This is a genomic window from Olleya sp. ITB9, assembly GCF_001315805.1.
Lineage (GTDB): Bacteria > Bacteroidota > Bacteroidia > Flavobacteriales > Flavobacteriaceae > Olleya > Olleya sediminilitoris.
The window spans coordinates 19,056-31,655 of sequence record NZ_BCBW01000004.1 but is presented as its reverse complement, the minus strand read 5'-3'; the positions used below and the strand labels follow the sequence as shown (position 1 = coordinate 31,655).

Here is a 12,600-nt window from a genome sequence, read left to right as displayed (position 1 = left end):
AAACTAATAACTAAACTAACTAACAATAGAGTATGTATTTTTTATAATATATATTAAAACAGTAATTGTCAATTGACTGACTAATACTGTTAATAATATTTAGTTTCCTTTTTTGTAATCTTCTAAAAACTTAGCTAAACCACTATCTGTTAAAGGGTGTCTTAATAAACCTTCAATAGAGCTTAAAGGACCAGTCATAACATCTGCACCTAATTTAGCACAATCAATAACGTGCATTGTGTGACGTACAGATGCAGCTAAAATTTCAGTTTCAAAAGCATAGTTATCAAAAATATGTCTGATTTCTGCAATTAAGTTTAAACCATCTGTAGAGATATCGTCCAAACGTCCAATAAAAGGTGATACATAAGTTGCACCAGCTTTAGCTGCTAATAATGCTTGACCAGGAGAAAACACTAACGTTACATTAGTTTTAATACCTTTATCACTAAAGTATTTACAAGCCTTAACACCATCTTTAATCATTGGTAATTTAACCACAATTTGATCGTGTAATTCAGCAAGCGCTTCACCTTCTTTAACCATCCCTTCAAAGTCAGTTGAGATAACCTCTGCACTAACATCACCATCTACAATATTGCAAATGTCAACATAATGCTTCATAATATTATCGTGACCTGTAATACCTTCTTTAGCCATTAAAGATGGATTAGTCGTCACACCATCTAAAATACCCATATCCTGAGCGTCTTTAATCTGGTCTAAATTGGCAGTATCAATAAAAAATTTCATTTAAAAAATATTTAAGTTGTGTATATTTAATTATTTGGGCGTTACCACAAGGGTCAGGCTGTCCGTTATATCTTTTTTTGCCATTTGTGGCAGCAAAAAAAGGATGCCACTTCCATCCTTAACGCAACGCAAAGTTACAATTTAACTTTAGCATCTAAAATAATCATATCAAATGATATTAACATTTTAATTAAAGTCAAACGTTTTTACGAAAAAAAATAATTTCAATTGATTGTATTAATATAAGAACTTGGAATCTTTAATTTATTACTTGGAGTTTCCTATAACTTATAATGGTTTAAAAGCAACTTTTCGTACATTTTATCTGATAATAAAAACTTTAATACTATCGAAAATTTTTGCATTGGTGCACCAACCTTATAATGTATTTTCGGTTTTTTAGTATTAATAACCTGATGTACTTTTTTAGCCACAGCAATTGGAGAACTACTATTATCAACATGATCATCAATATCTTTAAGTACGCTTGGGTACTTAGTGTATGGAGAATCTTTTAAAACAGGAGCATGATAACGTCCAGCTGCAATATTGGTAGCAAAATCGCCTGGAGCAATATTGGTAAATTGTACACCAAAATCCTTAGTTTCCATACGTAATGCTTCCGTTACAATCTCCAAAGCACCTTTACTAGCACTATAAATACCACGATATGGTAATCCCATATAACCAGCAATAGATGTAATATTAATTACTAGACCTGATTGTTGTTTACGCATCTGTGGTAATACTGCTTTAATAACATTTATTGGTCCAAAAAAGTTAGTATTAAAATTATGTTGGATTTGCTCTTGCGGTAATTCTTCAATTGCACCATTAATACCTACACCAGCATTATTAACCAACACATCCAGTTTACCTTCTGCTTTAATCACTGTACTAACAGCTGTTGCAATAGTAACTGTATCATTAACATCCAAAGCAACCAACTTAAACTTACTATTGATATAGTTTGAAGGATTACGACTGGTACCATAAACGGTAAACCCTTTATCGGTTAAAAACTCTCCAATAGATTTTCCAATTCCTGAAGAACCTCCTGTAATTAATACAACTTTAGACATGTAAATAATTTTAAAAGTTAAAAGTATAAAAGTTGAAAGCACAAAACGACTTTAACTAAAAAAGATTTGCTAGAATTAACTAACAAATCTTTATTTTATGTTTGTAAATCTCTTTTTAATAATAAAAGGATTTAGAATAATCAAAAAAGGCAAGCTACCTACATCACACCGCTACGACCATTTACCTTTGCTTCGTTCCCGACCTGGAGGATTCAACAGGAGCTGGTTGTGTAGGACTTGCCGAGTGCAAAGATACACACATTTTATTTTTTCGCAATCATTTTTTATAATGAATTTTAATAAATAACTTGCTAACAAATAAGTTTACAAAATGAAAGCATTTAAATACCTTACAATCATATTTTTAGCCACTACTCTTTTTTCTTGTGGTGAAGACGTTGAAGCTCAAAAAAAGAGCTTTTCAGTAACAACTAACGCTAAAAATGGTACAATTAGCATTGATAAAACGCTAGAATTGTCTCTAAAAAATCCTAAAAACATCCAAGTTTCTTCAGTCACATATCAGTTAAACGGAAAAAAAATTGAAACTAAACAACAACTTTCTGACTTTAAATTAGGCGAACATAATTTAAAAGCAACCATAAATTTTAATGGAGAAACGACAGAAGTTAATCAAACTATAGCATTATTAAGTGATGTGGCTCCTAAATTTTTGAAAGTAGAAATTTTAAATACTTTTCCGCATGACAACACTTCTTTTACGCAAGGTTTAGAGTTTAATAATGGTGTATTATATGAAAGTACTGGACAACGTGGCGAATCTAAGATTAGGAAAATAGATTACAAAACTGGTGACGTTATTACTGAAACAGCTATACCTGATGCCTTTTTTGGAGAAGGAATTACAGTTTTAAACAATACCGTTTACCATTTAACTTGGCAAGGTCGTAAAGGGTTTACTTACGATGCTAACACTTTAGAGAAAAAAAGCAGCTTTAATTATGGACAAAGTCAAGAAGGTTGGGGATTTGCTAACAACGGAACTAAGCTTTATAAAAGTGATGGTACTAGTTTAATATGGTTATTAAATCCAGAAACTTTAGTTGAAGAAGACCATATACAAGTATGTACTACAAAAGGAAAAATTGGTAGATTAAACGAAATTGAATTTGCTAACAACAAATTATACGCTAATATTTGGGAGAAAAACGGAATTGCAATTATAAACCCTAAAAATGGTGCTGTAGAAGCGGTTATTGACTGTACAATACTAACCAAACAAATTCCTAATTTTTCTATTAACGAAAACTGTTTAAATGGTATTGCTTACAATCCTGAAACTGAAACTTTCTTTTTAACAGGTAAGCGTTGGGATAAATTATTTGAGGTTAAAATTTTAGAAAACTAACCTAATATATTAAAAGTTAAAAGTTTATAAATTGGCTGTTAAAGTCTCTTAATTAAATTTTTCATATAAAATGATAAATCTAAATTTGAGGCTAATCAACCAACCAAACATTGAAAACTTTTACAATAATACTTATCTTATTGACAGGCTATTTTGTGTCTGCTCAAACAGTAAACGGAATTGTTTACGACTCTATTGCTACCATAGAAAACATTAAAATCACCAATCTTGTTTCAAAAAAAATGACTGCTTCAGATGCCAACGGGACATTTTCAATAGCAGGAAAAATAGGTGATACTTTAAAATTTAGTTCGATATTTTATAAGGAACAAACATTAGTTTTGAAAGCTTTTCATTTCCACGAAAGTGTCGTTATTGAGCTAAAAAAAATCTACAATAATTTAGACGAAGTCAAACTTATAACACCATATAAAGAGCAATTAGCAGATGTTAAAACAGTAGAATCTAAATTAAAAAATCAAATTTTAGAGGATATAAAAAATAATCCTCACCTCTATTCTGATCAACCTGTAGCTGGTGGAATAGACGTCATTCAGGTTTTTGGATTAATTGCTAAACTGTTTGAAAATAAAGATAAATATGTTCCGCCTCCTTTTATTGAAATGACCTATGAAGATTTAGAAACGCTTTTTGAACAATCAAAACTATTTAATAGCAGTTTTTTAGTTAATGATTTAGCAATTGAAAAAGACTACATCCCAATGTTTTTAGAATTTGTTATTAAAAATGAACTTAACAGTAATCTTCTAGAAAAGGAAAAAGAGTTTGAACTACTAGAAATTTTTGTACAAAAAGGTCAAGTATTTAATAAAATTGTAGCAGACTTTAAAAAAGAACAACTTAATAAGAATTAAAGGCTTTTGATACTAAATCATTAATTCAAAAGTTATATTTTAGTCAACCAAAGTTACAATTACATTTATATGAAGCGTACGCTATATTTTATCTGCTGTTTAGGATTTATATTATTTTGCAGTTCTTGTCGTAAGGATTTTGAGTTTCAGGCTAGTTCTGGAAACCTAGGTTTTTCTAAAGACACAATATATTTAGATACTATTTTTGCAAATATTGGCTCAAGTACATACAACTTAAAAGTGTACAATAATAGTAACGAAGATATCTCTATACCTAATGTACAACTACAAAATGGCGAAACCTCTGGTTACCGATTAAATCTTGATGGTCAAGCCGGAAAAAGCTTTAATAATGTAGAGTTATTAGCAAAAGATAGCTTGTTTATTTTTATCGAAACGACTTTTAATACGACCACTACTCCACTTACTGACGACCAATTTTTATATACCGACAAAATAATTTTTGATGCTGGTGCTAACCTTCAAGATGTAGATTTAGTGACTTTAATTAAAGATGCTAATTTTATTTATCCTGATAAAAACAACACAACTGGTGTTGTTGAAACCCTAACACTTACAATAGATGGTCAACCTGTAGAAACAGAAATACAAGGACGAGAACTATTACCAGAAGAACTTACATTTACAAACCAAAAACCTTACGTAATTTATGGTTATGCTGCTGTACCAACAGGCGAAACATTAACTATTGATGCAGGAGCACGTGTCCATTTTCATGCTAATTCTGGATTATTAGTCTCAGAAGGTGCTACTTTAAATGTCAATGGAGATTTAAGTACTGACCAAGACCTTTTAGAAAACGAAGTGATTTTTGAAGGTGATAGACTAGAACCATTATTTAGTGATGTGCCTGGACAATGGGGAACTATTTGGCTATTTGATGGCAGTTTAAACAACACTATAAATCATGCTACTATTAAAAATGCTACAGTTGGAGTGTTATCTGATGGTAATGCTGATGCTGTAACAGATAAATTAACCATTACCAATTCTCAAATCTATAATATCAGTACGTTTGGTATTTTAGGTCGTAATACCTCTATTAAAGCAGATAATTTAGTTCTTAATAATGCTGGACAAGCTAGTTTTGGTGCCACTTTTGGTGGAAAATATAATGTGAGCCACTCTACTATAGCAAATTATTGGAACAGTAGTTTTAGACAATTTCCAGCCTTATTAATTAATAATTTTGTTATTGATGAAGACAATACTGCTTTTGTTTCTGATTTAACTGAAGCTAATTTTAGCAATTGTATTATTTATGGAAATGACAATCCTGAGTTGTTAATAGATGAAATTGAAGACGCTTCAATTGTATTTAACTTTAAGTTTACTAATTGTTTGTTACAATTTCAGGATAGCAGTAACTTTTTTACAAGTGAAAACTATGATTTTGAAGATACTACACATTACGAAAACATGATTTTTAATGACGATCCTGATTTTAGAGATGCTTTTGAAAACGATTTAATGATTGGTGAAGATTCTGCTGCAAATAGTCAAGGTAATACTACTTTTGCTACACAAGTCCCTAATGATATTTTAGGTATTGATAGAACTGCAAGTCCAGATTTAGGCGCTTATCAGCACACTGATTTTTAAGACTAAAAAACATCTTTAACTCTTTAAAAATAAGAAAGTACTAAATGTGACTTGAATATTCTTTATTAATTCAATTTAAAACCACTTAAATTAAATAAACACATATCGTCAGTTCGAGTGCGTCGACACAGGAGACGTGTATCGAAAACTTGTTACTGTATCACTACATTAAAGTAAAAACCATAAAACAAAAAAAGCCAGCTTTTCAGCTGGCTTTTTTTCCGCGAAAGCGAAATATATAATTTTAAATTAGGCTACAAATAAAGGTAAATCACTCATCATTGCATTTACTTTAATAGCAATTTCGTCTAATTTATCTTCATTGTCATGATTTTTAATCACTTCATCAATTAAATCAACAATAACCTCCATTTGGTCTTCTTTTAAACCTCTGGTTGTAATTGCAGCAGTACCTACTCTAATTCCTGACGTTACAAATGGCGATTTATCGTCAAAAGGCACCATGTTTTTGTTTACTGTAATATCTGCTTTTACCAATGCTTTTTCTGCATCTTTACCAGTAATATCTTTGTTACGTAAATCAATAAGCATCATATGGTTATCTGTACCTCCAGAAATAATTTTGTAATCGCGCTTTACAAATGCTTCAGCCATAGCTGCTGCATTTTTCTTAACTTGTAGCATATAATGCATAAATGGCTCAGTTAACGCTTCTCCAAAAGCAATTGCTTTTGCTGCAATGATGTGCTCTAAAGGTCCACCTTGATTACCAGGAAATACTCCAGAGTCTAATAAAGAAGACATCATACGTAGGTTTCCGTTTTTAAGTTTGATTCCAAATGGGTTTTCAAAATCTTTACCCATTAATATCATTCCTCCTCTTGGTCCACGTAATGTTTTATGTGTTGTTGTTGTTACAATATGACAATGTGGTAATGGATCGTTTAAAATACCTTTTGCTATTAATCCTGCAGGATGCGATATATCTGCTAATAAAATAGCTCCAACACTATCTGCTATGGTTCTGAAACGTTTAAAATCTATATCTCTAGAATAAGCAGAGGCACCAGCAATTATTAATTGTGGTTTTTCTTTAGTTGCAATTTCTTGTATTTTATCATAGTTTAAAACTCCAGTTTCCTGCTCTACTCCGTAAAATACTGGATTATATAATTTACCAGAAAAATTTACTGGAGAACCATGTGTTAAATGACCACCATGTGATAAGTCAAACCCTAATATTTTATCACCTGGTTTTAAACAGGCATGATACACTGCTGTATTGGCCTGACTACCAGAGTGAGGTTGTACGTTTGCATATGCTGCACCAAACAAAGTTTTTGCTCGGTCAATAGCTATTTGCTCAACCTCGTCAACCACTTCACAACCACCATAATAACGCTTTCCTGGATACCCTTCGGCATACTTGTTTGTTAGTACAGATCCTGCAGCTTCCATGACTTGGTCACTGACAAAGTTTTCTGATGCAATTAGTTCTATACCATCTAATTGGCGTTCTTTTTCGGCTTGAATTAATTCAAAAATTTGTTCGTCGCGTTGCATAATTGTATTGTTTTTAATTTCCGCTTTAAGCGAAAATAGTTTTATCGTTAAATATTTATCAAAAATAAGAAATAACCCTTTTAAATAATTGAAAAAACATATATTTACTTATAATTTATAAACAACAAATCAACAATTATATATATGCCATTATCAGCCAATAATCCAGATAGAAAATCGTGGTTACACGTCGATAAAAATTCAGATTTCCCTATTCAGAATATTCCCTTTGGTGTTTTCTTAACTAGAGATGACATTATTACCATAGGAACAAGAATTGGTGATACTGCAATTGATTTAGGCGCTTTACACCAATTAGGTTATTTTGAAGGAATCCCATTAACAGATGATATTTTTTTACAAGATACCTTAAACGATTTTATCGCAGATGGTCGTAAAACTTGGCGTTTAGTAAGAAATAGAATTGCCGAAATATTTGATGCCGATAATACATCTTTAAAAGATAATGTAAAAAACAAAGAAGTTGTATTATTTAGATTAGATGAAATTGAAATGCAATTACCTGTTCAAATTGGTGATTACACAGATTTTTACTCTAGTATAGAGCATGCTACCAATGTAGGTACGATGTTTAGAGATCCTGATAATGCATTATTACCAAACTGGTTACATATACCTGTTGGATATCATGGTAGAAGTAGCTCTATTATACCTTCCGGAATACCTGTACACAGACCACAAGGTCAAACCTTACCTGCTGGAGCAACAGAACCAGTTTTTGGTCCAAGTAAGTTAGTAGACTTTGAGTTAGAAATGGCTTTTATTACTACTGATGCTAACGATTTAGGAGAACCAATACCTGTAAATGAAGCTGAAGAATATATTTTTGGTCTAGTTTTATTTAATGACTGGTCAGCACGTGATATACAAAAATGGGAATATGTACCATTAGGACCATTTTTAGCAAAAAACTTTGCGTCTTCAATTTCTCCTTGGATTGTAACCTTAGATGCGTTACAACCATTTAAAGCAGACAACCCAAAGCCTTTAAAAAAGCAATTACCATACCTACAACAGTCTGCTAAAAAGAATTATGATATTAATTTAGAAGTTGCTATACAACCAGAAAAAGCTAAAGAAACGGTTGTTACAAGATCTAATTTTAAACATATGTATTGGAGTATGTCTCAACAATTAGCACACCATACTATTAATGGTTGTCCTGTTAATTCTGGAGACATGATGGGAAGTGGTACCATATCTGGACCAACACCTGATAGTTATGGATCTATGTTAGAATTATCTTGGAGAGGTGAAAAACCTGTAAAAATGCAAGATGGAACTGAACGTAAATTTATAAACGATAACGATACTGTTATTATGAGAGGTTACTGTGAAAAAGATGGTACTAGAATTGGTTTTGGAGAAGTTAAAACAAAGTTATTACCTGTCTTTGAACCTAAAAAAACAAAATAACAACACGCTATATTTCAAACACTTAACCCTTAAATTTAATTATTTAAGGGTTTCTTTTTTGGGTTTGGCACGCAATTTGGATTTCTATTAACATAGAAACCAATTAAATCCAAAAAAGATGAAAAATTTTACACTTATTACAGTACTTCTTCTAGTGCTAACATCTTGCGTTGGAAGAAAACAAATTGAAAAACAATTACATTCTGGTGATTATGATCTAGCAATAAGCAATGCTTTAAAAAAACTAGAAAACAACAAAGACAAAAAACGTAAACAAAGTTATGTAATGATGCTTCAAGATGCGTTTTATAAAGTTGTTGAACAGGATCACACCAACTTAAACCATTTAACTAAAGATGGTAATCCAGAGTTATATGAAACCATATATAATACTTATTTAGATTTAAATAGTCGTCAAAATGCTATTAAGCGTGTTTTACCATTACAGATTGGTGGACAAAATTTAAAACTAGATTTTAATGATTATAGTAATGAAATTATTAATTATAGAACTAAAGTATCAGAATACAAATACACACAAGCGAAACAGTTAATGACAACAAATGATAAGTTTTACAATCGTGATGCTTATGAGTTGTTACAGTCTATTGAAGCTATTAATCCTAACTACAAAAATGTTAGAGAATTAATGAATGAGGCACATTTTAAAGGAACTGATTTTGTTTTAGTTACTATACAAAATCAAACACGTCAAATTTTACCACAACGTTTAGAGGCTGATTTATTAAATTTTGATACTTATGGGCTTGATCAATTTTGGACAACTTATCACGCTAACGCTGATTACAATTTAGAGTATGATTATGCTATGGATTTGCAATTACAACGTATAAACATATCTCCAGAGCATGTTACTGAAAGACAATTATTACGTCAAAAAAACATAGTTGATGGTTGGGAATATGTTTTAGACGCTAACGGAAACGTAGCAAAAGACAGTTTAGGCAACGATATTAAGCAAGATAAAATTGTTAATATAAAAGCTAGATTTTTTGAAATAAACCAATTAAAATCTACACAAGTTATTGCTAAAGTTGTGTATACTGATTTAAAACAAAATCAAATATTAGACAATTTTAATATTGATAGTCAATTTGTTTTTGAAAACACTTTTGGAACCGTAAAAGGAGATCAAAGAGCTTTAAACACTGAAGACTTACAATTATTAAGAAACAAACAAGTGCTTTTTCCAAGTAATGAACAAATGGTTTATGATACTGGTGAGGACCTAAAACACAAACTTAAAGATATCATATCAAGATACCGTTTTAGAAGTTAAAACATATATTTTTGAAACAAAAAACTCTCAAATTACTTTGAGAGTTTTTTTATTATTTTTTAATAATTTTTTTTGTCGATACATTTCCTAATTCATCTTTGAGTTCTAAGAAATAAATACCCGAAGTTAAATCCTGAAAATTGATTTCAAAATTTTCACTTATCAATTTTCCATAAGCATCAAATAACTTTTTATTTTTTATTGTATTACTTGTATTAATCTTAAGTTCATTAGTAAATGGATTTGGATATACTTTGAAATAAATACTTTTAAAACTTGACAAAGATAATACGTTACACTCTGCTTCATTTTCAACAAATGTAGAAGCGTTATCTATTTGCCAATCTTGATAATCATTCACTAGATTGTTTGCATCTGATGCATTATCAACATAAATACAAGTCAATGCTGGATTAAGTTCCGCTCTAAAATTAGAATAAGTATTTGATGGATCAGTAGTGGTTCCTGCTAAAAGACCATTAGCTCCATTTCTTACATCTAAATTTGTTAAATCATTTTCATAACACCATAGCCTTTCAAGTAAATTGTTGGCAGATACATCTAAGGATGTCAATTGGTTTAAAGCACAAAAAAAAGAAGTAAGTGATAGATTTTGACTAATATCAATACTGCTTAGTTGATTTTCACTACAGTTAACAAGTGTTAGATTTGGATGATTACTAATATCTAAACTAGTTAAACTATTAGTAAAACAGAACAAACTTTCTAAACTTAAATTATTAGACAAATTTAATGTTGTTAAATTATTTTGTCCAACATTTAAACTTGTTAAAGCAACAAAATCCTCAATTCCAGTTAGATCAGAAATATTTTCATTTCTAACATTTAAAAAAGTCAAAGACTCGATATCAGAGGTTAAAACAACTCCATTAATAGTTCCATCACTATCAATACCATCGTTGATTAAAGCTTGTTCGAAATTAGAATCTGGAATGTTAGTCGTTTGGCTATAAATTTGAATATTAGAAAATAAGCAAAGAATAAAAAAAGTAATTTTAGTCATGTTTTTTTGATAAAAATATATTAAAAACATTAATACAAAAAATTACCTGATGTTTTTATGCAAAAAAATCCTTCAACCCACTTAAAATACTTTGCACAGCGTAAGATGCCAGTATCAATCCCATAATTTTACTTATTACAGTAATACCGTACTCTCCTATCTTATCTTGAACTTTATTAGCTGCTAACAATAAAAGACCTGTTAAACCAACTACTAAAAAGACTAGTAATGTGGTTAACAATTGTTGTTGAATTGTATATATATGATTATCGGTTAACAATACCACTGCCATTATAGCTCCTGGTGAAGCTATGGAAGGGATTGCCACAGGAAAAATAGTTACATGTTTATAGTCTTTGATCCCGTGTTTTTCAGTTTCGGGTTTACCTTCTCCAAAAATCATTGTTAAAGCAAATAAAAATAATATTACTCCTCCAGAAATTTGAAACGCATCTAAGGTGACATTCATACCTTCTAGAATTAATTGACCAATAACTATAAAAAACAATAAGACTAAAAAAGCCACAAAACTAGCTCTTATAGCAACTCGCTTTTTATATTTTTTATCAAAATTTTTAGTTGCTTCTAAATACACAGGTATAGAACCTAAAGGATCTATGACTGCAAATAAAAACAGGAAAGAGGTTAAAATTTCTTTCATAAATTATAAACACTATTTTTTTAAAGTTACACCTTGAGTAGTAAAAGATAAACCTTGCTGTCCGTAGGTTGTAATCATAACACCTTCAAAATAAGGTGGATTTACATGTTTTGGTATGGACCAATCAAATAAAAAGTTAGCTCCAGTACCACCTTCACTATCTGTTTCATTTATAACGATCTCTATAGTTTGCATTGGCTTTACAAAAATTGGCTTTGCAAAATAAGATTTAATCAACTGACCTTTAGTATCATAAAAATCAGCCTTGTTTATAAAAATAGTATCAGAGGTATTAATGTTTCTTATACTTACAGTTGCTGTTAAATCATGCTTTTTATGCTCTGTAACACTATAAATTTGCGAATATACAGACAGATAACTTGAACCTGTTAATAACGAATCTGACAACTTTGCATTCCACTGCATATTTTTCCAGTTGTTGGAAGGCACGCTATCATTGTTTATTTCAGTTTCACAACTAAAAAAAGAGAATAGTATTAAAGTAAAAAACAATATTGGCTTCATTATAATTAATCAAATTGGTTAAGATTTATTTCATTTATTTGACCATGACTTGCATGTGCAACAGCAATACCATTTTTTACAACAATTAATTGTGGTGATTGGTGCATGACTTGAAATTTATAACCCGTCTCATTAGACACCTCTCTATAGTTTAATAAATCTAAATAGTATAAATCTATATTTATATCTAAGTCATACATTGCAATAAACTGGTTCATAACCATACTACTTATACCGCATCTTGTAGAATGCTTAAATATAACTTGAGTTTTAGTTTTTGATTTTTGAACAATAGAATCTAATGCTTCAACAGAGGTTAAAGGTATCCATGGTAAAACCTTTTTTTCTTTTGGTTGAGTGTCGCTTCCAAATAATTTATTAAAAATCCCCATTTGTATTTCTTTTTTTAGTTTAAATTATACCAAAT

General features: G+C 30.3%; 12 protein-coding genes and 1 other RNA gene. 5 read left to right on the top strand and 8 right to left on the bottom strand.

The features are described from left to right. Positions 1-99 precede the first annotated feature (99 nt). From fsa to ffs, 3 genes are all read right to left on the bottom strand, one after another. Positions 100-753 carry a fructose-6-phosphate aldolase gene (fsa, locus tag ITB9_RS00870; RefSeq protein WP_028290433.1) on the bottom strand — a complete coding sequence of 218 codons (654 nt, stop codon included), beginning with the start codon at positions 751-753 and terminating at the stop codon, positions 100-102. Positions 754-1,034: 281 nt separating this feature from the next. Then, entirely contained in the window at positions 1,035-1,835 is an 801-nt protein-coding gene (locus ITB9_RS00865) for an SDR family oxidoreductase (protein WP_054850750.1), read from the bottom strand. A gap of 144 nt (positions 1,836-1,979) precedes the next feature. Then, positions 1,980-2,078, bottom strand: an RNA gene (ffs, locus tag ITB9_RS15260) — signal recognition particle sRNA small type. 88 nt (positions 2,079-2,166) lie between these two features. Here ffs and ITB9_RS00860 point away from each other — a divergent pair. The 3 genes from ITB9_RS00860 to ITB9_RS00850 all read left to right on the top strand — a co-directional run bounded on the left by ITB9_RS00860 (position 2,167) and on the right by ITB9_RS00850 (position 5,702). Continuing rightward, a complete protein-coding gene (locus ITB9_RS00860) occupies positions 2,167-3,204 on the top strand; it encodes a glutaminyl-peptide cyclotransferase (protein ID WP_054850749.1) in 1,038 nt (345 codons plus the stop codon). A 110-nt stretch (positions 3,205-3,314) separates the two neighbouring features. Next, positions 3,315-4,079 carry a hypothetical protein gene (locus tag ITB9_RS00855; protein WP_148638303.1) on the top strand — a complete coding sequence of 255 codons (765 nt, stop codon included), beginning with the start codon at positions 3,315-3,317 and terminating at the stop codon, positions 4,077-4,079. A 69-nt stretch (positions 4,080-4,148) separates the two neighbouring features. Beyond that, positions 4,149-5,702, top strand: coding sequence for a hypothetical protein (locus tag ITB9_RS00850; RefSeq protein ID WP_054850747.1), 1,554 nt, complete (start codon positions 4,149-4,151; stop codon positions 5,700-5,702). Positions 5,703-5,951: 249 nt separating this feature from the next. On the opposite strand, the gene glyA is transcribed toward ITB9_RS00850, so the two are convergent. Beyond that, entirely contained in the window at positions 5,952-7,226 is a 1,275-nt protein-coding gene (glyA, locus tag ITB9_RS00845) for a serine hydroxymethyltransferase (RefSeq protein ID WP_054850746.1), read from the bottom strand. A gap of 144 nt (positions 7,227-7,370) precedes the next feature. On the opposite strand from glyA, the gene fahA reads away from it, so the two are divergent. Together fahA and ITB9_RS00835 are read left to right on the top strand one after the other, a co-directional pair. Next, positions 7,371-8,663: a fumarylacetoacetase gene (fahA, locus tag ITB9_RS00840; protein ID WP_028290427.1), complete on the top strand. Its 1,293-nt coding sequence runs from the start codon at positions 7,371-7,373 to the stop codon at positions 8,661-8,663. Between the two features lie 118 nt (positions 8,664-8,781). Continuing rightward, positions 8,782-9,963: a hypothetical protein gene (locus ITB9_RS00835; protein ID WP_054850745.1), complete on the top strand. Its 1,182-nt coding sequence runs from the start codon at positions 8,782-8,784 to the stop codon at positions 9,961-9,963. Between the two features lie 52 nt (positions 9,964-10,015). Here the strand turns inward: ITB9_RS00835 and ITB9_RS00830 are convergent, their stop codons facing one another. Genes ITB9_RS00830 through ytxJ form a run of 4 tightly spaced genes read right to left on the bottom strand, consistent with a single transcriptional unit; the run spans position 10,016 to position 12,565 of the window. Then, on the bottom strand, positions 10,016-10,987 hold the full coding sequence (locus ITB9_RS00830; RefSeq protein ID WP_187294238.1) for a T9SS type A sorting domain-containing protein: 972 nt from the start codon (positions 10,985-10,987) through the stop codon (positions 10,016-10,018). A gap of 55 nt (positions 10,988-11,042) precedes the next feature. Next, positions 11,043-11,648 carry a MarC family protein gene (locus ITB9_RS00825; protein ID WP_028290424.1) on the bottom strand — a complete coding sequence of 202 codons (606 nt, stop codon included), beginning with the start codon at positions 11,646-11,648 and terminating at the stop codon, positions 11,043-11,045. Between the two features lie 12 nt (positions 11,649-11,660). Next, on the bottom strand, positions 11,661-12,173 hold the full coding sequence (locus tag ITB9_RS00820) for a DUF3124 domain-containing protein (RefSeq protein ID WP_054850743.1): 513 nt from the start codon (positions 12,171-12,173) through the stop codon (positions 11,661-11,663). A gap of 5 nt (positions 12,174-12,178) precedes the next feature. After that, on the bottom strand, positions 12,179-12,565 hold the full coding sequence (gene ytxJ, locus ITB9_RS00815; RefSeq protein ID WP_054850742.1) for a bacillithiol system redox-active protein YtxJ: 387 nt from the start codon (positions 12,563-12,565) through the stop codon (positions 12,179-12,181). Positions 12,566-12,600 lie beyond the last annotated feature (35 nt).

Coding starts and splice junctions, on each gene's coding strand:
- fsa (WP_028290433.1), bottom strand. CDS start 753: ATGAAATTTTTTATTGATACTGCCAATTTAGACCAGATTAAAGACGCT.
- ITB9_RS00835 (WP_054850745.1), top strand. CDS start 8,782: ATGAAAAATTTTACACTTATTACAGTACTTCTTCTAGTGCTAACATCT.
- ITB9_RS00865 (WP_054850750.1), bottom strand. CDS start 1,835: ATGTCTAAAGTTGTATTAATTACAGGAGGTTCTTCAGGAATTGGAAAA.
- ITB9_RS00830 (WP_187294238.1), bottom strand. CDS start 10,987: ATGACTAAAATTACTTTTTTTATTCTTTGCTTATTTTCTAATATTCAA.
- ITB9_RS00860 (WP_054850749.1), top strand. CDS start 2,167: ATGAAAGCATTTAAATACCTTACAATCATATTTTTAGCCACTACTCTT.
- fahA (WP_028290427.1), top strand. CDS start 7,371: ATGCCATTATCAGCCAATAATCCAGATAGAAAATCGTGGTTACACGTC.
- glyA (WP_054850746.1), bottom strand. CDS start 7,226: ATGCAACGCGACGAACAAATTTTTGAATTAATTCAAGCCGAAAAAGAA.
- ITB9_RS00820 (WP_054850743.1), bottom strand. CDS start 12,173: ATGAAGCCAATATTGTTTTTTACTTTAATACTATTCTCTTTTTTTAGT.
- ITB9_RS00825 (WP_028290424.1), bottom strand. CDS start 11,648: ATGAAAGAAATTTTAACCTCTTTCCTGTTTTTATTTGCAGTCATAGAT.
- ytxJ (WP_054850742.1), bottom strand. CDS start 12,565: ATGGGGATTTTTAATAAATTATTTGGAAGCGACACTCAACCAAAAGAA.
- ITB9_RS00850 (WP_054850747.1), top strand. CDS start 4,149: ATGAAGCGTACGCTATATTTTATCTGCTGTTTAGGATTTATATTATTT.